This window comes from Streptomyces sp. NPDC088157, assembly GCF_044741545.1.
GTDB lineage: Bacteria > Actinomycetota > Actinomycetes > Streptomycetales > Streptomycetaceae > Streptomyces.
In genome coordinates this window covers 151516-169992 of the sequence record NZ_JBIUSU010000013.1, presented here as the reverse complement: position 1 = coordinate 169992, position 18477 = coordinate 151516, and the positions used below count along the sequence as shown (strand labels likewise).

The 18477-nt window shown below is 72.0% G+C and carries 18 protein-coding genes; 12 read left to right on the top strand and 6 right to left on the bottom strand.

Annotated elements, in window-relative coordinates; all coding sequences use genetic code 11:
• Window positions 1-285 precede the first annotated feature (285 nt).
• On the bottom strand, window positions 286-879 hold the full coding sequence (locus ACIPFH_RS39410) for a hypothetical protein (RefSeq protein ID WP_401834265.1): 594 nt from the start codon (window positions 877-879) through the stop codon (window positions 286-288).
• A 569-nt stretch (window positions 880-1448) separates the two neighbouring features.
• On the opposite strand from ACIPFH_RS39410, the gene ACIPFH_RS39405 reads away from it, so the two are divergent.
• The gene (locus ACIPFH_RS39405; RefSeq protein ID WP_401834262.1) at window positions 1449-2966 is read left to right on the top strand and encodes a glutamate--cysteine ligase; all 1518 of its coding nucleotides are present in this window, start codon (window positions 1449-1451) and stop codon (window positions 2964-2966) included.
• Window positions 2967-3837: 871 nt separating this feature from the next.
• Window positions 3838-4638, top strand: a complete 801-nt coding sequence (locus tag ACIPFH_RS39400; protein ID WP_401834260.1) for a CPBP family intramembrane glutamic endopeptidase — start codon at window positions 3838-3840, stop codon at window positions 4636-4638.
• Between the two features lie 29 nt (window positions 4639-4667).
• Here the strand turns inward: ACIPFH_RS39400 and ACIPFH_RS39395 are convergent, their stop codons facing one another.
• Entirely contained in the window at window positions 4668-5492 is an 825-nt protein-coding gene (locus ACIPFH_RS39395; RefSeq protein ID WP_401834257.1) for a PhzF family phenazine biosynthesis protein, read from the bottom strand.
• 250 nt (window positions 5493-5742) lie between these two features.
• Here ACIPFH_RS39395 and ACIPFH_RS39390 point away from each other — a divergent pair, with 250 nt between their 5' ends.
• The 6 genes from ACIPFH_RS39390 (at window position 5743) to ACIPFH_RS39365 (ending at window position 11429) form a co-directional block, all read left to right on the top strand.
• Window positions 5743-8466, top strand: a complete 2724-nt coding sequence (locus ACIPFH_RS39390; RefSeq protein ID WP_401834315.1) for a LuxR C-terminal-related transcriptional regulator — start codon at window positions 5743-5745, stop codon at window positions 8464-8466.
• Between the two features lie 123 nt (window positions 8467-8589).
• Window positions 8590-8787: a hypothetical protein gene (locus tag ACIPFH_RS39385; RefSeq protein WP_401834256.1), complete on the top strand. Its 198-nt coding sequence runs from the start codon at window positions 8590-8592 to the stop codon at window positions 8785-8787.
• 44 nt (window positions 8788-8831) lie between these two features.
• Window positions 8832-9518: an HdeD family acid-resistance protein gene (locus tag ACIPFH_RS39380; RefSeq protein ID WP_401834254.1), complete on the top strand. Its 687-nt coding sequence runs from the start codon at window positions 8832-8834 to the stop codon at window positions 9516-9518.
• A 111-nt stretch (window positions 9519-9629) separates the two neighbouring features.
• Window positions 9630-10058 (top strand): SHOCT domain-containing protein, encoded by a 429-nt coding sequence (locus tag ACIPFH_RS39375; protein WP_401834252.1) that lies wholly within the window; start codon window positions 9630-9632, stop codon window positions 10056-10058.
• A 48-nt stretch (window positions 10059-10106) separates the two neighbouring features.
• A complete protein-coding gene (locus ACIPFH_RS39370) occupies window positions 10107-10541 on the top strand; it encodes a hypothetical protein (RefSeq protein WP_401834250.1) in 435 nt (144 codons plus the stop codon).
• A gap of 48 nt (window positions 10542-10589) precedes the next feature.
• On the top strand, window positions 10590-11429 hold the full coding sequence (locus ACIPFH_RS39365) for a class II glutamine amidotransferase (protein ID WP_401834248.1): 840 nt from the start codon (window positions 10590-10592) through the stop codon (window positions 11427-11429).
• A gap of 33 nt (window positions 11430-11462) precedes the next feature.
• Here the strand turns inward: ACIPFH_RS39365 and ACIPFH_RS39360 are convergent, their stop codons facing one another.
• A complete protein-coding gene (locus tag ACIPFH_RS39360; RefSeq protein WP_401834246.1) occupies window positions 11463-12266 on the bottom strand; it encodes an SDR family NAD(P)-dependent oxidoreductase in 804 nt (267 codons plus the stop codon).
• A 143-nt stretch (window positions 12267-12409) separates the two neighbouring features.
• On the opposite strand from ACIPFH_RS39360, the gene ACIPFH_RS39355 reads away from it, so the two are divergent.
• Complete coding sequence (locus tag ACIPFH_RS39355) at window positions 12410-13051, top strand: PadR family transcriptional regulator (protein WP_356258016.1); 642 nt, start codon at window positions 12410-12412, stop codon at window positions 13049-13051.
• Window positions 13052-13281: 230 nt separating this feature from the next.
• Here the strand turns inward: ACIPFH_RS39355 and ACIPFH_RS39350 are convergent, their stop codons facing one another.
• Window positions 13282-13710, bottom strand: a complete 429-nt coding sequence (locus ACIPFH_RS39350) for an SRPBCC family protein (protein WP_356265519.1) — start codon at window positions 13708-13710, stop codon at window positions 13282-13284.
• A gap of 260 nt (window positions 13711-13970) precedes the next feature.
• Here ACIPFH_RS39350 and ACIPFH_RS39345 point away from each other — a divergent pair, with 260 nt between their 5' ends.
• The 3 genes from ACIPFH_RS39345 (at window position 13971) to ACIPFH_RS39335 (ending at window position 16840) form a co-directional block, all read left to right on the top strand.
• The gene (locus ACIPFH_RS39345; RefSeq protein ID WP_401834243.1) at window positions 13971-14519 is read left to right on the top strand and encodes a Clp protease N-terminal domain-containing protein; all 549 of its coding nucleotides are present in this window, start codon (window positions 13971-13973) and stop codon (window positions 14517-14519) included.
• 179 nt (window positions 14520-14698) lie between these two features.
• Window positions 14699-15703 (top strand): EamA family transporter, encoded by a 1005-nt coding sequence (locus ACIPFH_RS39340; protein ID WP_401834242.1) that lies wholly within the window; start codon window positions 14699-14701, stop codon window positions 15701-15703.
• Window positions 15704-15880: 177 nt separating this feature from the next.
• Complete coding sequence (locus tag ACIPFH_RS39335) at window positions 15881-16840, top strand: DMT family transporter (protein WP_401834240.1); 960 nt, start codon at window positions 15881-15883, stop codon at window positions 16838-16840.
• A 296-nt stretch (window positions 16841-17136) separates the two neighbouring features.
• On the opposite strand, the gene ACIPFH_RS39330 is transcribed toward ACIPFH_RS39335, so the two are convergent.
• Window positions 17137-17769 (bottom strand): FMN-binding negative transcriptional regulator, encoded by a 633-nt coding sequence (locus ACIPFH_RS39330; protein ID WP_401834237.1) that lies wholly within the window; start codon window positions 17767-17769, stop codon window positions 17137-17139.
• Entirely contained in the window at window positions 17769-18452 is a 684-nt protein-coding gene (locus ACIPFH_RS39325; protein WP_401834236.1) for a pyridoxamine 5'-phosphate oxidase family protein, read from the bottom strand. The genes ACIPFH_RS39330 and ACIPFH_RS39325 overlap by 1 nt, the downstream gene beginning before the upstream one ends.
• Between the last annotated feature and the right edge of the window lie 25 nt (window positions 18453-18477).

The window sequence follows — 18477 nt, the reverse complement described above, 5'->3', positions numbered from 1 at the left end:
CCCCGTTGTGATAAGTCCGTCGGAACCCAGTGTTGCCCCACGGAGGTCGATCCGCAGGGATTTGGCCGCACCGCTTCTCACAGGTTCATGACGCATCACCCACGCGGGCGGTTCATCCCGACCGCACTGTCACTTCGGATGGTTTCTGGTGGCCGGATGGGGCTAGTCCGGACGGGACCCGGGCGGATTCCGGGCCTCCGGACCGTGCCGTACCCCGCCACCGGGGCCGCGGTGACGGGGTACGGGGTGCCGGGGGCGGGACCGACCGGTCGAGTGCCCGAGCGGTCAGGCCGGTGAGCCGAGCAGCGGTGGCGTCGCAGGTGTGACACGGAGGGTGAGCAGAGGAAGCAACTCGGCGACCCGGTGCGCGCGGTGTGCGGCGATCCCGGGCGGTGCCGGGGCCAGCGGTACCAGGAGGTCGGTCGGGGCCGGATGGCCGGTGGTGCCGTCCGAGGCGCTGTCGCCGTGCAGCCAGAGGGTGAGCATGTAGAGCCCGGGTACCGACAGCAGCCGCGCCTGGAGCGGCTGGGTGGTCGTCGATTCGGCCTGGCGCAGGGCGCGCTCGGTGGAGGCGATGTAGGGGCCCTCGAAGAAGTGCGAGAACGCCCAGCCGTCCGGGGTGAGCCGGGTTTCGGCCGCGGCCACGGCGCGGTCGCCGCAGCGGATCAGGAAGCGCCAGCCGGCCAGCCGGGTCACGGCCACGCCTTCGGGGGTGATCCGGTCCAGGACGTGCAGGGGCAGGGGAAGTTCGGGGGTGGCGTCGCCCTGAGCGGTGCGCAGGGCGGGGGTACGAGCCTCGCGGACCGCGGTGGGGGAACCGAGTGCCATGAGGACGGAGCGCAGGGCGGGCGCGGGAGCCGGGGGGACATGCAAAGGCATGGTGGGTCGCCTCTCATTCGACAGGCACGGTGGCGCGAGGGCATGGGCGGACGGCGCTGTCAGCCAACTCTCGACAGGTCGGAGAGGCGGGGGCCGGAGTCTGGGGGTGCAGGGGTGCGCGAGCGGCCTGCCGTCACCTTGACGGCAGGCTCCTTCGACCGTGGGCGCCAACCTTCTCTGCCTTGTCCGCGGAGTTTATACGACATGTGTTCAGACTGTGTTTCGTCTAGTCGATCCCGGGATACTCGGCAAGGGTTCATCCGGTCGACGACAGGGGCGAATCATCCCGATTCAGAGCGGGTAGCAGGGCGATGACCTCGGCTTATGCGCGCGTAGCGGTCGGCCCATTTCCGTCGGTGTTTTTCACGAGTTCCAGATTTCGTGAAAGGCCGCTCGTCCGCATGCCGGGTGAATGTGCCAGTGGTCACCGCCAGTGGCTTTCGGTCAGCGTAGCGGGTGCCGGGTCGCGCCGGGGCGTTATCGATCGGCACGGCTGGGCATCATCCCACCTGACCGGATCATCCGGCGGCCGGGAACATCGGCCCGCCCACACCAGGAGGGACGCTTCGATGGGGGAAAAGGTCGTGGCAGGCGCGTTCGACCTGTCCGATCGTCAGGACTACCGGCACAAGCTCCGGCGGTGTCTGACGGGGCTCGAGCGGCTCCTGGCCCAGAAGCGCTTCGACCGCCCCAAGAACCTCATGGGGCTCGAGATCGAACTGAATCTCGCGGGTGCCGACGGCCAGCCGAGAATGCTGAATGGGCAAGTACTGGAGAGGATCGCGAGCCGCGATTTCCAAACAGAACTCGCCATGTTCAATCTGGAAGTCAACATAGCCCCACATCGATTGGGCGGCCGGGTTTTCGATCGGCTGGCGGAGGAACTCCGTACGTCACTGGCATATGCCCATCGAAAGGCGGGCGAGGTCGACGCCGGTATCGTGATGATCGGTATTCTGCCGACTCTCGACCGGGACGACCTGGTCTCCTCGAACCTTTCCGAGGTCGACCGCTACACCCTCCTCAACGACCAGATCGTAGCCGCCCGGGGAGAGGACTTCGCCCTCGAGATCGACGGGGTCGAGCGCCTGTCGTGCACCTCGAAGTCGATCGTGCCCGAGGCGGCCTGCACCTCCGTGCAACTGCACCTCCAGGTCACGCCGGCCCGCTTCCCCGCGGTGTGGAACGCCGCGCAGGCGGTCACCGCCGCGCAGATCGCCATCGGCGCCAACTCCCCCTTCCTGTTCGGTCACGAACTGTGGCGGGAGTCGCGGCCCCCGCTGTTCCAGCAGGCGACCGACACCCGGCCGCCGGAACTCCAGGCGCAGGGCGTACGGCCCCGGACGTGGTTCGGGGAGCGCTGGATCGGCTCGGCGTACGAGCTCTTCGAGGAGAACCTCCGCTTCTTCCCGCCGCTGCTGCCCATCTGTGACGAGGAGGACCCGCTGGAGGTCCTGGAGGCGGGCGGGGTGCCGTCGCTCGCCGAGCTCGTCCTGCACAACGGTACGATCTACCGCTGGAACCGGCCCGTCTACGGCATCGCCGACGGCGTTCCGCACCTGAGGGTGGAGAACCGGGTCCTGCCCGCCGGGCCGACCGTGACCGACGTGATCGCCAACGCGGCCTTCTACTACGGCGTCGTCCGGGCCCTCGCGGAGGAGCCCCGGCCGGTGTGGTCCCGGCTGCCGTTCGAGACCGCCGCCGCCAACTTCGACGCGGCCTGCCGGTACGGGATCGAGGCGCGGCTCCAGTGGCCGCGGCGGGGCCGCCTGGGCGGCGTGGTCGAGGTGGACGCGGTGAGTCTCGTACGGGACGAGCTGCTGCCGCTGGCCGAGGCCGGGCTGGACGGGTGGGGAGTGGAACCGGCCGACCGCGATCTGTATCTCGGGGTCATCGAGGAACGGTGCCGACGGCGTACCAACGGGGCGACCTGGCAGGTGGCGACCTTCCACCGGGCCCTGGAGGCGGGGCTGTCGCGGGACGCGGCGCTGGCGGCGACCACGCGGCGGTACGCGGAGCTGATGCATCTCGGGGAGCCGGTGCACACGTGGCCCGTGGGGTTGCCCGAGGTCGTGCCCTTGGGGTGAGGGGTGGTCGGCGAGGTTGCGAGGCTTTCGGGCGGTGCGGGTGCGGGTGGCGGTGCGTGGGGGCGGGCGCGCGGCGTAGCGCATATCGAGACGTGATGAGGGGGCCGGGCGGGTCGGTTTCCAGGATTCGGCGAGCGGCGTGATGCGGGAGATGCCGCCCGGGGCGTCTCCTCCACGGCGGGTCCGACGCCGCCCGGGCGGCCGGATCGGCGATCGGCTGCGGGCTGATGCCGTCGGCCGCGGTCACCAGGGCTCGCGGGGCGTCGTGGTGCGACGTCCGGAAGCCGTGTTCCTAATGTAGTTTCCGCTGGTCGGGGCGGCGCGGCCAGGTCCTGAACCGGATCGCGGCCAGCCTTTCGCCGGGTGCTCAGCCGCGTCTTGTCGACCCGGTGTGAAGGGGTGGTCGAGCCGCGGTGAGCCGTCCTTCGGGCACGACAGGTCGAGCTCGGCGTCCCCGGCCGCCTGCGTCGGAGCCATGTCCGTGGTGGAGGCGGCCAACGTCAGCCGTACCGGATGGTCCCGGCAGGAGAGGCCGAAGCAGAACAGATCGCCGCGCACGGCCCCGCGGCACCCCGGCGAGCCCGAGCACGAAGGCGGTTGCGAAAGCCATGGTGCGACGGCGCACACGAGGGCGGGGGTCGCTGCCGCCCGCCCCGTACCGATCGGGCAAGCTGTGACGTCCCATGACGGTGGCGCCCTTCCCTGTCGGCCCCCCTGGCGGATTTCCGCCGCACGGCCTGCGAAAGGGAGGTGCGCCCCGTACGGCGCCCGTCCTCCGGTCGGTCTGTCACGCAGGATCCTCGTCGCTTCTTCCGAGACCCTGGCGAGGCAGCGACGGGGATGCGGCGGGTGTACGCAACTGGAGGCAGGTGTGCAGGTGGAGGCAGGGTCGGTGGCTGATTCTTTTCCGCGGGAACAGCTCTCGCGACGGATTTTCCGTGACGAGACACTGCTCGTTCTGGGTGTTTCGCTTGGTGCGAGCGGTGTGTCGGCCCTGATCAGTTTTGTCGGATCGGTCACCAAGCCAGGAGGTCTGAAGGACCAGGCGGCGACCCTCAACGCCTCTGCCGCGCCAGGCCGTCCATGGCTCGATCTCGCCTGGCAGCTGTTCGGGATCGCCACGGCGCTCGTCCCGGTGGCCCTCGTCGCGCACTTCCTGCTGCGCGAGGGCCGGGGGCTGCGGACGCTGGGGTTCGACCGCACCCGGCCCTGGCCGGACCTCGGCCGCGGTGCGGCGATCGCGGCGGTGATCGGCAGCACCGGCATCGCCTTCTATCTCGCTGCGCGAGGTCTTGGCTTCAACCTCACGGTGGTGCCGGAGGCGCTGCCTGACGTGTGGTGGAAGTATCCGGTGCTGGTCATGTCCGCGATGCAGAACGCGATCCTGGAAGAGGTCATCGTCGTCGGTTATCTGCTGCGCCGGCTGGGCCAGTTGGGCTGGACGCCGGGCACCGCCCTCGTGGCCAGTTCCGTGCTGCGCGGCTCGTACCACCTCTACCAGGGCATCGGCGGCTTCATCGGCAACATGGTGATGGGCGTGGTGTTCGTCTACCTCTACCGGCGCTGGGGCCGGGTCGGTCCCCTGGTGGTGGCGCACTCCCTGCTCGACATCGGGGCCTTCGTGGGATACGCGCTGCTGGCGGGGAAGGTGGGGTGGCTGCCGACGGCGTGAGCCACCCCTTCGCCCGGACCGGACCCAGGTCAGGACCAGGCGAGCAGGTCACCCTCGATGACGGTGACCGCGCGACCGGTCAACAGGGTGCGGTCGCCGCGTAGTTCGGTGCGCACGCGGCCGGACCGGGGGGAGGCCTGGAGGCCGGTCAGGGCGGTGCGGCCGAGCCGCTCGGACCAGTAGGGCGCCAGGGCGGTGTGGGCGCTGCCCGTGACCGGGTCCTCGTCGATGCCGACGTTCGGGAAGAAGCAGCGGGAGACGAAGTCGTGTCCCAGCCCCGGGTCCTCGGCGCGGGCGGTGGCGATGATGCCGCGGCGGGAGTGGACGGCCAGGGCCTTGTGGTCCGGACGCAGGGAGCGGACGGTCTTCTCGTCGGCCAGCTCGACCAGCAGATCGCCGACGTGCGGGCCGGTGTCGAAGCAGGTGAGCGGCTCGGCGCCCAGGGCATCGCCGACCCCGGCCGGGATCTCGACCTTCGTCAGCGGGGCGGTCGGGAAGTCCAGGGTGATCGAGCCGTCCTCGCCGGGCGTCGCGACGAGGACCCCGCTGCGGGTGGCGAACCGCACCGGCCCCACGCGGGCGCCCGTGGTGTGCAGGACGTGGGCGGTGGCGAGGGTGGCGTGGCCGCACAGGTCGACCTCGACGGCGGGCGTGAACCAGCGCAGGGCCCAGTCCGCCTCGCCGCCCTCGGGGAGCGGGTGGGCGAACGCCGTCTCGGCGTGGTTGATCTCCAGAGCCACCTTCTGGAGCCGGTTGTCGTCCGGGAAGGCGTCCAGGCCGTCCAGGAGCAGGACCCCGGCCGGATTGCCGGCGAAGGGGCGGTCGGTGAAGGCGTCGACGATTCGGATCCGCATGCCGGTGACGGTAGGGGGTGGGCCCAACCCCCGGCCAAGGCCAATCCGCGAGTCCTGGCCCCGTTTCCGTGAGTCCTGGCCCCGTTTCCGTGGGGCCTTGCCCGGGGCGGGCCGTGGCCGGGGTTACGGCGGCCCGCCGTGCCGCGGTCAGCAGCCGGGTGCCTGCCTCCCGTAGGGCGCCCCGGGCTGAATCCTGGGATGCTGAGGGGGAGCGCTGTCCAAGACCTGACGAACAGTGGCGGTGAGCGCCATGGAGGGGCTCGAGGAGAGCGGTACCGATCCGACGGCGTCGTACGCCGACCCCCAAGGGGATCCGTTTCTGCGCACGCGGTTCGTCGTACCGGCCCGGCCGGTGACGTTCCTCCGGCGTGAGCGCCTGGTCAGACACCTCGATCAGGCTCTGCTGACGCCGTTGACCATGATCAACGGCGCTGCGGGCGCCGGCAAGACGCTGCTGGTCGCCGACTGGGCCGCGGCGCGCGACCGGCCCGTCGCCTGGCTCACCACGGACGCGGCGGGGCAGGGGCCGGGCATGCTCTGGGCATACCTGCTCCAAGCCCTGCGCGTCTCCGGAGACTCCCTGCCCGCCGAGATCGGCTGCCCCGTGGACGCGAGCACCGTGACGCCCAAGCTGCTGGCGCGGCTCGCCGCCGAGCTGAGCGTGCGGGACCGGCCCGTGATCGTGGTGCTCGACGAGTACGACCAGGTGGCCGACCCGGAGATCGCGGAGCAGCTGGAGTTCGTTCTGCACCACGCCGGCGACGGCCTGCGCCTGATTCTCGTCACCCGTACCGAGCCGCTGCTGCCGCTGCACCGGTACCGGGCGGCCGGGGACCTGACGGAGATCCGGGGCGCGGAGCTGGCCTTCACCCCCGAGGAGGCCGCCGAGCTGCTGGAACTGCACGGACTGCGGCTTCCGGCGCACGCGACGCAGGGTCTCGTGGAACGCACCCGGGGCTGGGCCGCCGGTCTGCGCCTGTGCGCCCTCGCCGCACAGGAGGACCCGGACCCGGAGAAGTATCTGAAGGAGTTCGAGGCCGACCACAGCACCGTCGCCGACTTCCTGCTGGCGGAGGTGCTCAAACGGCAGCCGCCCGCGACGCAGGACCTCCTGCTGCGGGTCAGCGTCCTCGACCGGTTCTGTCCCGAGCTGGTGAACGCGCTGACGGAGCGCACCGACGCCGGGCCCATCCTGGCCGGCCTGTGCCGCGAGAACGCGTTCGTCGAGCACCTCGGGCAGGACTGGTACCGCCTCCATCCCTTGTTCGGGGAGATCCTCCGGGCCCATCTGCGGGTGCGTTCTCCGGGCCTCGAGCCGGAACTGCACCTCCGGGCCGCGTACTGGCTGCGGAGCTCGGGATTCCTCACGGAGACGCTGGGCCAGGGGGCCGCCGCCGGTGACTGGGAGTTCACCGCCGGCGCCCTGATCGACGACCTCGCCATCGGCTGGCTCTTCACCGGATGGCGCTCCGACGAACTGGCCGAGCTGTTCTCCGGCATGGGGCCGGATGCCGCGAGCCCCGCGACGGAACTCGTCCGTGCCGCACGGGACCTGTCCCTGCGCGATCTCGACCGGGGTCTGAGGCACCTGCGGCACGCGGAGCAGAGGCTGACGGCCGCGCTGGGTCTGCCGGCCGAACACGCAGACGTGGCGGAACAGGCCCTGACGGCCGGGTGGAGTCCGGACGGCGAGGCGCCCGGACTCGTGGCGGCCCGGTTGAGCTGCGCCCTGCTCGAGGCGCAGGCCGCGCGGCTGACCGGCGCGCCGGACCGGGCGGAGCGGGCCGCGGCGGCGGCCGAGACGCTGTGCGACCAGGCGCCGGCCCACCTGCTGGAGAGGCATCCCGAGCTCATCGCGCTCCTGCTGGACCATCTGGGCTCGGCGCGTCTGTGGGCCGGGCGGTTCGAGGACGCGTGCGCCGCCCTGTCGAGGGTCGCCGGAACCTCGGCGGGAGCTTCGACGGCGCTCGCCCGCGAGGACTCGCTCGGCCGGCTGGCCCTGATCGACTACCTGAACGGCTGGCTCGGCAGGGCGGAGCGCACGGCCCGGGCCGCCGTGAACGGGACGGAGCAGTCCGGGTTGCCCGGGCCGTCCGGTTCCGCCATGGGACGACTGGTGCTGGCCGCGGTCGCCGTGGACCGCGACGACCTGCGTCGGGCGCGGGCCCTCCTCGACGAGGCGGCCGACTCGCACCCGGCGCTGCGGGACCCCGTGATGGAGGCGGGCCGGGCCATCGCCACCGCCCGTCTGCATCTGGCCCGCGGGGACACACGAGCCGCCCTCGAAGCGGCGGAACGGGCCGTGCCGGCCGTCGTGATCTCTCCCTGGGCGGCGGGTCAGACGGCGCTCGCCGTCTCCGCCGCGTATGTGGCCGAAGGCCGGCCGGAGGAGGCCGTCGAGGCGTTGCAGGCGCTGTCCGACGAGCAGCCGGCGTGTGTGGTGGGGGCCGCCCGGGCCCAGCTCGCGGCGGGCCGGCCCGGGGCGGCGATCGATCTGCTCGACGGCGTGCGGCCGGAGAGCTCCGCGGGGCCCGCCGTGACTGTCCGGGCCACGCTGGTGAGGGCGCAGGTGGCGGACGCGGCGGGAGACACGGCCACCGCGCGCAGGCTGGTCGCCCACGCTCTGCGCGAGGCGCGGCGTGACGGGCTGCGACGGCCCTTCCTGGAGGTCGGTCCATGGATCCGCCCGGTCCTGGACGCCGTGTCACCGCGGGTACCGGCGGCGGACCGGCCCACCCCGGGCTCGCCGACGCCGTCCGACGGCCCGCCGCTCCTGGTCCTGGAGGAGCTCAGCGGTCGCGAACGCGACGTACTGCGCAGGCTCGCCATGACGATGTCGACCGAGGAGATCGCCGCCGACCTGTTCGTCTCCGTGAACACGGTCAAAACGCACCTCAAGAGCGCCTACCGGAAGCTGGCGGTCAACCGCCGCAACGACGCGGTGCGCCGTGCCCGCGAACTGAAGCTGCTGTGACCGAGGCCGCCGGGCCTTGCCGGATCGCCCGTGGTGGGTGAGGCCGGACGCCCCGCCAGGGCGGACGATCGCAGAGGTGAGTGCGCAGTCCGCCAATCCCAGGCCATCCGGGGAGAGCAGCTCATGCGCTACGAGATCCGCGTCGAAGGGCACCTGTCGGAGGCGCTGACCAGGGCGTTCCCGGAGCTGGACCATGTGGTCATGTCCGGGCAGACCGTCCTGTTCGGGCCCGTCGTCGACGAGGCGCACCTGTATGGGCTGCTCGCCCGCTGCCAGTCCCTGGGGCTTCGGGTCCTGGAGATGCGCCAACTGCCGAAGTGACGAGCCGGGGGCCGTGGTCCCCCGGCCGGGCGCGAGGAGGAGTCATGAGCGTTTCGCCTGGTCCCGCACCGCACACCGGACCGGACGACCTGTCCGGCGGACCGGACCGGACGCCCGGCGGGGTGGCTCCCGGGCCGGTGGGCGTCGACCCCGCCGAGGCCCTGGCCGTACTGGGGCGCTCCTGGACGTGGATCCTCGGTTCGGCCGTCGCCACGCTCGTGGCGGGCATCCTGATCCTGGTCTGGCCGGACGAGACCCTGCACGTCCTCGCGGTCCTCATCGGCCTGTACCTGCTGGTGACCGGGATGTTCCGGTTCGTCGCGGCCTTCGCCAGGGACGACCACGGCGAACGCCTCACCGGTCTCCTCCTGGCGGTCCTCTACGTCGTCGCCGGGGTGCTGTGTCTGCGCAACCCGCTCCAGACCATCGCGACGCTCTCGTTGATCGTCGGCGTCCTCTGGCTGGTGTCCGGCATCCTCACCCTCTACACGGCGCTCGCCACCAAGGACCTGCCCCACCGGGGAGTCGTCCTCGGCGCCGCCGTGTTCGCCGTCGTCGCGGGGATCGTGGTCCTCGCCCTGCCCACCGAGTCGGCCCGGGCGCTGACCCGGCTGCTCGGCCTGTGGCTGGTCCTGCTCGGTCTGGCCGAGGCTGCGGTCGCCCTGGCCTGGCGCGCCGCGCTGCGCAGGGCGCGCCCGGCCGGGCCGAGGGCTCCGGGAGAGCCGGTCTGAGACAGCCGGCGCACTCACCCGTCTCGGGTGAGCCGCCGACACCGTGCCACGCGCACGCTGAGAACGGCAGACAACGCCATGTCGGGCCCCGGCCCGGAACGGAGAAGTGACATGAGTAGTGGGGACACGTACCTCGCATACGACTATCCGCTGTTGAGCGCCTTCTGGACCATGTTGGTGTTCTTCCTGTGGATCATGTGGTTCGTCCTGCTGTTCCGGATCGTCGTGGACATCTTCCGCGACGACGAGCTCAGCGGCTGGGCCAAGGCCGGCTGGCTGGTGTTCTGCATCGTCCTGCCCTTCCTGGGCGTCTTCGTCTACGTGATCGCGCGAGGCAAGAACATGGGGCACAGGGAGATCAAGCAGGCGCGGGATCAGCAGCAGGCGTTCGACAGCTACATCCGCGAGACCGCCAAGGGCACCCCCACCAGCAGCGTGGACGAGCTCGCCCGGCTCTCCGAGATCCGGGCCCGCGGCGACATCACGGACGAGGAGTTCGACAGGGCCAAGCAACTGGTCCTGAGCGGTTCCGGCCACTGAGACCACCGGACGAAGCCGGGCCGAACGAAACGGAATCGAGGCATTGCGATGGCAGCGACACACCCCACTCACGCGGCGTCGGCCGGCCGACGCACGGCCAAGCAGCACTGGGCCGAGGGCCTGATGGCCTTCGCCGCCGTCACGCTCATGCTCGCCGGACTGCTCGACGTCTTCCGGGGCGTCATGGGGATCGCCGAGGACGACGTCTTCCTCACGACCCGCAACTACGTCTTCGCGTTCGACCTCACCGGCTGGGGCTGGGTCCATCTCGCCCTGGGCGCGGTCGCGGTGATCGTCAGCCTGGGGCTGTTCCAGTCGGCGATGTGGGCGCGGGTCGCGGGAGTGGCCATCGCCGGGCTGATCGTCATCGCCAACTTCCTCTCCCTGCCGTACTACCCCGTCTGGTCCGTCGTGATGATCGCCTTCTCCGGATTCGTCATCTGGGCGCTGTGCGTGGTCAAGCCGGACCGGTCCGACGACTGACCCGCGGGATTCCTCCCCCGTCCGGCACCTCCAGGAAGGCAGTGGACGATGTGCCGTTGGCTCGCCTACTCGGGCACCCCTGTCCTGCTCGAAACGATCCTCTACCGGCCGGCGCATTCCCTGATCGACCAGAGCCTGCACTCCAAGATGGGCGTGGAGACGACGAACGGCGACGGCTTCGGCGTCGGCTGGTACGCGTCCGACTCGGACGACGGCACCCCCGCCGTCGTCCGGGAGATCGGGCCGGCCTGGAGCAACCGCAATCTGCGGGAGATCGCCGGCCACGTCCGCTCACCGCTGTTCTTCGCCCACATCCGGGCCTCCACCGGCACCGCGGTGCAGCAGACCAACTCCCATCCCTTCCGGCACGGCCGTTGGATGTGGATGCACAACGGCGCGATCGCCGACTTCCACCGGATCCGCCGGGACCTGGCCCTCGCCGTCGACCCGCAGCTCTTCCTCGACATCGAGGGATCGACGGACTCCGAGATGATGTTCTACCTGGCGCTCACCCTGGGCCTCGAGGAGGACCCGCCCGGCGCAGTCGCCCGGATGGTCGGCCTGGTGGAACGGACCGGGCACGCCCACGGTGTGGAGTTCCCGGTCCAGATGACGGTCGCCGTGACCGATGGAACGCGGCTGTGGGCCTTCCGCTATTCCAGCCAGGGAGCCTCACGCTCGCTGTTCTACAGCACCCGGGTGGAGACGCTCCGCTCGCTCCACCCCGACATGGCGTTCCTGCGCGAGGTCTCCGACGAGACCCGTCTGATCGTCTCCGAGCCCCTGGGCGACCTGCCCGGCGCCTGGAACGAGGTCCCGGAGAACACCTACGGCGTCGTCCAGCCGGGCGGGGACGAGATCGTCCAGTTCGTCCCGCAGGCGGCGTAGCGCGCACGACCACCGTGCGCTGCCGGGCTCGGCTCAGTGGACGGAGAACCCGCCGTCGACGAAGAGAGCCTGCCCCGTGACATAGCCGGAGGAGCGGCCGGCCAGGAACACGGCGGCGCCGGCGAAGTCCTCGGCCAGGCCGTTGCGCCCGACCATCGTGCGCGCGGCCAGCGCCGCCACCCTCTCCGGATCGGACTGCAGGCGTGCGTTGAGCGGGGTCAGGACGAAGCCGGGCACCAGCGTGTTGCAGGTGACGCCGTGCGGCGACCAGGCCTCGGCCTGGGAGCGGGCCAGTGACTCCAGCGCCCCCTTGGAGACGCCGTAGGCGCCGCTCTGGACGAACGCCCGGTGTGCCTGCTGAGAGCTGATGTGGATGATCCGCCCGAAGCCCCGCTCGGCCATGCCGGGCCCGAACCGCAGGCCCAGCAGGTAGGGAGCCTCCAGGTTCACCGCCATCGTGGCGTCCCACACCTCCTCGCCCAGCTCGCCCATCGGGGGCCGCAGATTGATCCCGGCGCTGTTGACGAGGATGTCGGGCTCGCCGAACACTCCGGCCGCCCGCTCCGCCGCGGCGCGCACCCCGTCACGGGTGCTCAGGTCGGCGCTCACCCAGGCCGCCCGGCAGCCGTCCGCCGTCAACTCATCGACGGTGGCGGCCAGTTCCGCCTCCTTGCGCGCCACGATCACCACGCTCGCCCCCGCCCGCGCGAGAGCCCCGGCGATGGCCCGGCCGATGCCCGAACTGCCGCCGGTCACGACGGCGACCAGGCCGTCCAGCGAGAACAGTTCGGAGAGGTACGTGTCCGGGGTGCGGTGCGCGGGGGTGCGGGATGTCATGTCCGCACCCTAAACGGCGAGGTCCTCGCCCAGGCGCCCTGCCCCGTCGGGGCCCGGTCGGAAGAACCTTGCCAAGCGAACTGTTCCGATATATCGTTGACGCATCGCGACAGATCAACGATGGAATGAAGGAGTGGTTTGCGATGCGTACCCACGGATTCGAGCGTGGACATGGACAGGACGGCCCCCGGCGTGGCCGCGGCGGCTTCGACGGACGTCGGGCGGCTTTCGGACCCTTCGGTCCGGGTGGCCCGGGCGGTCCGGGATTCGGCCCCGGCGGTCCCGGCTTCGGGCCGGGCTTCGGTGGCCCCTGGGGCGGACGAGGGCGTGGCGGACCCAGGGGGAGGGCGCGGCGCGGTGACGTGCGGGCCTCGATCCTGGCCCTGCTCAAGGACCGGCCCATGCACGGTTACGAGATGATCCAGGAGATCGCCGAGCGCAGCGGCGGGGCGTGGAAGCCCAGCCCCGGGTCGGTGTACCCCACCCTCCAGTTGCTGGAGGACGAGGGCCTGATCAGCAATGAGAGCGAGGGCGGCAAGAAGCTGTTCGCGCTCACCGACGAAGGCCGCGCAGCCGCCGAGGACGGCCCGGAGGCCCCCTGGGAGGAGGCCTCGCGCGGGGTCGACTGGGAGGCTCTCGGTGAGATCCGCCAGGCCGGCTTCGGCCTGATGGAAGCCTTCGGGCAGGTCTGGAAGACCGGCAGCAAGGAACAGCGCGAGAAGGCGCTCACGGTCATCAACGACGCCCGTAAGAGGCTGTATCTGATCCTCGCCGACGAGGACTGACCGGCCGCCCGGCCGCCTGGCTGACCGGCCGCCTGACCGATTGGCTGCTTGGCCGCCCGGCCGCCCGACCGCCTGACTGGGCGGCCGCCGGACCGTTTGCCGTCCGGCCGTCCGGCCGCCGTCGTGCGGCGACAGGCCGACCGGCCGTCCGGCCGCCGTGCGGCGGCATCCAAGGCGCCCCCGTGGAGTCATCCACGGGGGCGCCTTCGTGCGTCGTGCGCCGTGCCCGGTCAGTCGACCAGTCCGCCCAGCTTGCGCAGCGACTCGTTCAGCGCGGCCGTGCCCGAGTCCTTGAGTCTGCCCGCCATCAGCGACACGGCCGCGCCCGTGAACTCGCCGTCGATACGGACCGTCGTGGCGTCCCCGTCGGGGGTCAGGGTGTAGCGGGTGGCTACGGACACCGCCATCGGGCCCTTCCCGCGGATGGCGAGCACCCGGGCCGGCTCCAGTTCGGCCACGGTCCACTCGACCTCCGCCGGAAAGCCCATGAGCTTCATGTTCTCCTGGAAGGTCGCTCCCACCTCAAGGGTCTCGGGGCCGCCCTTGGGGAAGTTGGTGTGGGTCGCGTTCCACTCCCCGTACGTCGGCCAGTCGGTGAGTTGGGCCCACACCTTCTCGGCCGGTGCCTGGATGCGTGCCTCCGCGCTGACTTCGGCCATGCGACCACCTCTTCGTGTCCGGCAACTCGGGCTGCGGTGTCGCGGAACGTAGCTCCGCGGCCTCGAACATTCAATACTGACGAACCGTCAGGAAATGTGGAGGAGCGGTTCGAGGCGGGCGGGGGGCCCAGTTCACAGAAATCGGCCTGATCTCATCCGTAGGGAGGAGATTGCGGCGACCCTCGTCCGCTCTGCGTGGGACGTGAAGATGCTCCCCTCCGGGGATGACCGCACCCGGCCGGGACTGATGGGGTGGGGATGTGCAATTCCGTACTTCCCCGCGGTCGCTTCAGAACCCGGCGGCGCACGGCACGGACGACGCTCCCGGGTTCGCCGCCGAGCCCGCGGCGGCGCTCGCCGCCGCCCGTCGCAGGGCGGTGCGGGACGGGGACCGGCAGATCGACACCGCCCACCTGCTGCACTCGCTCCTCGAGCAGGACCCGCAGGTGCGCGCCGCCTTCGACGGCGGACCCCAGCTCGCCCGGCTGCTCGGCTACCTCGTCCAACGCAGCATCGGCTACGGCCTGCGCTGGCAGAGCGGCGTCGAGGACTCCGGGGACCTGCCCGTCGTGACGGTCGTCGAGGGTCTTTCCCCGCTGGCCGCGGCCGCCCTGGAGCACGCCAGCGTGCGGGCCGCCCGGCGCGACGGAGCGCCGGCCCGCGGCCTCGACGTGCTCGCGGCGATCGTCGCGGACCCGCAGGCGCGGGCCGTCGAAGTGCTGACCCGCGCGGGCGTCGACGTGTACGGCCTGCGCGCACGGATCGAGGACGGACCGCACGGTCCGGGGGAGTGCGAGGCCCTCGTCTGAGGTGGCGAACCCGCCCTCTGAACGCGCTCCGCTCCGCACTCTGCCGCTCCCTGCTCCGCACCCTGCCGCTCCGCTCCCCACCCTGCCGCTCCCGGGCCCGCTTTCTCCTCCGCTCCCCGCGTCCAGCCGCTGAGACAGGTGTCAACGGGGATGACGCTCATGTCATCGCCTGTCATCATGTGTCGGTGCGTACGTCTGTGAGTAGTCAGGGCAACCGCGGAAAGGGCATCGGGCTCGGTCTGGCGGTCGGGTCGGCCATCGCCTTCGGCGGATCCGGGGTCGCCGCCAAACCGTTGATCGAGGCGGGCCTCGACCCACTGCACGTGGTGTGGCTGCGGGTGACCGGCGCAGCCTTGGTGATGCTGCCGCTCGCCTGGCGTCACCGAGCGCTGCTGCGCAGCCGCCCCGCGCTGCTCGCCGGGTTCGGTCTGCTCGGTGTGGCCGGGGTGCAGGCGTTCTACTTCGCCGCGATCTCCCGCATCCCGGTCGGTGTCGCGCTGCTCGTCGAATACCTGGCGCCGGCGCTGGTGCTCGGCTGGGTGCGGTTCGTGCAGCGGCGGCCGGTGACGCGCGCCGCCGCGCTCGGCGTGGTCCTCGCGGTGGGCGGGCTGGCCTGTGTCGTCGAGGTCTGGTCGGGGCTGAGCTTCGACGCCTTCGGACTGCTGCTCGCACTCGCGGCCGCCTGCTGCCAGGTCGGCTACTTCGTCCTGTCCGACCAGGGCAGCGACTCCAAGGGCGATGCCCCCGACCCGCTCGGCGTCATCGCGTACGGCCTTCTCGTGGGCGCCGTCGTGCTGACCGCCGTCTCCCGCCCGTGGGGCATGGACTGGTCCGTGCTCGCGCACACTGCGGGCATGAACGGCACCGAGGTCCCCGCCTGGCTGCTGCTCGCCTGGATCGTGCTCATCGCGACGGTGGTCGCGTACGTCACCGGCGTGGTCTCCGTGCGCCGGCTCTCTCCCCAGGTCGCGGGCGTGGTGGCCTGCCTGGAGGCGGTCATCGCGACGGTCCTGGCGTGGGTGTTGCTCGGCGAACGTCTCTCGGCGCCGCAGATCGTGGGTGGGGCGGTGGTTCTCCTCGGCGCGTTCATCGCGCAGTCGTCCGCGCCCGCCAGGAACGCCCCGGAGCCGGTGGCCGGCAGCAGTCCCGAAAGGGAGTTGTCGGCCCGTGGAACGGCCGCATAAGGTGTCGATCATGCCTTCGAACGCACTCGTTCTTCCGCCTCCGGCCGCCTGAGGCGGGCCCTCCGGTGAACCACGCCCGGCACGTGCTGTCGGGCGGAACGGTGCTGCCCGCAGAAGAAGTCCGAGGACCGCTGCCCTGCGACGGTCCCTTCCCGAACTTCTGTGCGGAGAGAACGCGTGTCCCTCTTCAGTCGTCCCACTTCCGTGTCCCTGCCCGTCGGGCGGGCCCTGCTCTATCTGACCGTCGCCGGCGCCGCCTGGGGTACGGCCGGTGCCGCCGCCTCCCTCATCTACCGGATCAGCGACCTCGGCGCCGTCGCCCTGTCCTTCTGGCGCTGCGCTGCCGGACTGGTCCTGCTGCTGGCCGCCCGCCCGCTGCGGCGGCCGCGCTCCCGATCGGCGGCCGCGCTCGCGCCCGAGCCGTCGCACCGCAGGCTCCGGCGCACCGTCGTCACGGGCCTCGGGCTCGCGGTCTTCCAGACGGCGTACTTCGCGGCGGTGTCCGCCACCGGACTGGCCGTGGCCACGGTCGTCACCCTCGGCGCGGGGCCGGTCCTCATCGCGCTCGGCGCCCGGCTGACCCTGGGGGAGCGGCTCGGCCGCGGCGGAGTGTGCGCCGTCGCCGGGGCGCTCGCCGGGCTGGGGGTGCTCTTCGCCGGAGGCGGAGGCTCGGCCGTGCGGCCCGGGGGCGTGCTGCTCGCGCTGGTGTCCGCGGCCGGGTACAGCGCGATGACCCTGCTCACCAGGCGCTGGGGCCGCCACGGCGGCGCGGACGCCTCCGCGACCACTGTGGGGGCGTTCGCGGTGACCGCCCTGTGCCTGCTGCCGTTCGCAGTGGCCGAGGGGCTGCTCCCGCACGGCGTGGAACCGGTCCGGGTGCTGGTGCTGGTGGCGTACATCGCGGCGGTGCCCACGGCCCTGGCGTACGCCCTCTACTTCGCGGGCGCGGCCGTGGTGCGTTCCGCCACCGTCTCCGTGATCATGCTCCTCGAACCGGTGAGCGCGGCGGTGCTGGCCGTCGTCCTCCTCGGCGAACGCCTCACGGCCACGACCCTGGCCGGCACCCTGCTGATGCTGGCCTCGGTCACCGGCCTGGCGCTCGCGGAGTCACGCGGCACCCCGGCAGCGACGGCCTGAGGGACCGGGGCCGGCCGTGCGGCTCGGCCGGCCCCGCGTCCGTGATCACAGGCGGACGCCTGGCCCCCCGGGGCGACCAGGACGCACGCTTCCTCGGACCGGCTGGGGGGCGGTCATGCCTGCGCCACGTGGGTGATGCCCAACGCGGTCGGCGCGGCCCGGCCGGGGCCCCGGCGCCCCGCCTCGCGTCGCGCGTACGTCGCCTCGCGTCGCGCGTACGTCGCCTCGCGTCGCGCGTACGTCGCCTCGCGTCGCGCGTACGTCGCCTCGCGTCGCGCGTACCTCGCCTCGGGCGGTCATGGCCGACGGCGGCGCGACAGGTGCTCGTGGGCCGCCGCGTCCCGGGGGCCGCCTCGTGCGGCCAGACCGGCGGCGATACGGTCCTGGGTCTCACTCGGCCGGTGGGCCGCGTACTTGAACTTCGCCCGTACGCCCGTCACCTCGAGCCGGATGCCCCGGATGCCGGAGAGCAGACGGCCGTACGGTGCCTCGCCGACCGCGGGCCGTGCGGAGCCGCCCTCCGGCTGGAAGTGGCCCAACTGGCGTTCGAGCAGAGCGGCCTTGGCGGCCGGGTCGTCCACGAGGTGCGCGGTGCAGCGCAGTTGGACCGCCGCGTAGAAGCTCGTCGGGGTGCCGTGCTCGGCGGGGGCGCCCGGCGGTGCCTGCCACGGGCCGGGTACGAACACGTAGTCGTCGACCACGCTCAGAACCACGGTCGGGTTCGCCTCCAGGGCCGGCCACAGCGGGTTGGGGCGGGCCAGGTGGGTGACGGCCTCACCCTCGGCGGTGTCGTAGGCGAAGTGCAGGGGCTGGACGAACGGGGGCTCGCCCGGCGGGCCGTTGACCGCGAGCTGGCCGAAGTCGTGGGCGGAAAGCCAGTTCCGCCACTCGGCGTCGTCGTGGGGCGCGTCCCAGGGGTGGACGAGCATCACAGCGCCTCGAGATAGCCGGGGAGTTCGGTGCCGGGAGCGAGGTCGGCCTCCGGGAGGGGCGTGTCGTAGCCCTTGCGCAGCGGGAGCACACCGGCCCAGTGGGGGAGGGCGAGGTCCTCCGGTTCGTCGTTCACCCCGCCCGTGCGGGTCTTGGCCGAGACCTCGTTCAGGTCGAGGCGGATCACCGCGGTCGCCGCCAGCTCCTTCTTGTCGGCGGGGCGCGAGTCGGCGGACCGGCCCGGTACGACGTGGTCGACGAGGGCGTCGAGCGCGGCGAGCTTCTCCTGCGGGTCGGTCACGTCGTACGCGACGCCGTGCACCACGACCGAGCGGTAGTTGATCGAGTGGTGGAAGGCCGAACGTGCCAGGACCAGACCGTCGACATGCGTCACCGTCAGGCACACCGGCAGCCCCGGGTCCGCCTGCCCGGTCATCCGCAGCGGGCGCGAACCCGTGGAGCCGTGCACATAGAGCGTCTCGCCGACCCTGCCGTACAGCGTCGGCAGCACGACCGGCGCGCCGTCGCGGACGAAGCCGAGGTGGCAGACATAGCCCTCGTCGAGTATGGCGTGCACGAGATCCTTGTCGTACGAGGCCTTCTGTGCGGACCGGGTCGGGATCGTGCGGTCGGTCGGGGTGTAGGCGGCGGCCGGTGTCGTCGTCTCCGGGGTCCCCTGCATGGCGTTCTCCATTGCACTAGTGCAT

What these genes read in the sequence shown, in the direction of transcription:
- ACIPFH_RS39390 (WP_401834315.1), top strand. Translation starts at nt 5,743, where the DNA reads ATGGAGGGGCTCGAGGAGAGCGGTACCGATCCGACGGCGTCGTACGCC.
- ACIPFH_RS39330 (WP_401834237.1), bottom strand. Translation starts at nt 17,769, where the DNA reads ATGCTCGTCCACCCCTGGGACGCGCCCCACGACGACGCCGAGTGGCGG.
- ACIPFH_RS39395 (WP_401834257.1), bottom strand. Translation starts at nt 5,492, where the DNA reads ATGCGGATCCGAATCGTCGACGCCTTCACCGACCGCCCCTTCGCCGGC.
- ACIPFH_RS39380 (WP_401834254.1), top strand. Translation starts at nt 8,832, where the DNA reads ATGAGCGTTTCGCCTGGTCCCGCACCGCACACCGGACCGGACGACCTG.
- ACIPFH_RS39360 (WP_401834246.1), bottom strand. Translation starts at nt 12,266, where the DNA reads ATGACATCCCGCACCCCCGCGCACCGCACCCCGGACACGTACCTCTCC.
- ACIPFH_RS39365 (WP_401834248.1), top strand. Translation starts at nt 10,590, where the DNA reads ATGTGCCGTTGGCTCGCCTACTCGGGCACCCCTGTCCTGCTCGAAACG.
- ACIPFH_RS39385 (WP_401834256.1), top strand. Translation starts at nt 8,590, where the DNA reads ATGCGCTACGAGATCCGCGTCGAAGGGCACCTGTCGGAGGCGCTGACC.
- ACIPFH_RS39405 (WP_401834262.1), top strand. Translation starts at nt 1,449, where the DNA reads ATGGGGGAAAAGGTCGTGGCAGGCGCGTTCGACCTGTCCGATCGTCAG.
- ACIPFH_RS39325 (WP_401834236.1), bottom strand. Translation starts at nt 18,452, where the DNA reads ATGCAGGGGACCCCGGAGACGACGACACCGGCCGCCGCCTACACCCCG.
- ACIPFH_RS39350 (WP_356265519.1), bottom strand. Translation starts at nt 13,710, where the DNA reads ATGGCCGAAGTCAGCGCGGAGGCACGCATCCAGGCACCGGCCGAGAAG.
- ACIPFH_RS39370 (WP_401834250.1), top strand. Translation starts at nt 10,107, where the DNA reads ATGGCAGCGACACACCCCACTCACGCGGCGTCGGCCGGCCGACGCACG.
- ACIPFH_RS39355 (WP_356258016.1), top strand. Translation starts at nt 12,410, where the DNA reads ATGCGTACCCACGGATTCGAGCGTGGACATGGACAGGACGGCCCCCGG.
- ACIPFH_RS39375 (WP_401834252.1), top strand. Translation starts at nt 9,630, where the DNA reads ATGAGTAGTGGGGACACGTACCTCGCATACGACTATCCGCTGTTGAGC.
- ACIPFH_RS39410 (WP_401834265.1), bottom strand. Translation starts at nt 879, where the DNA reads ATGCCTTTGCATGTCCCCCCGGCTCCCGCGCCCGCCCTGCGCTCCGTC.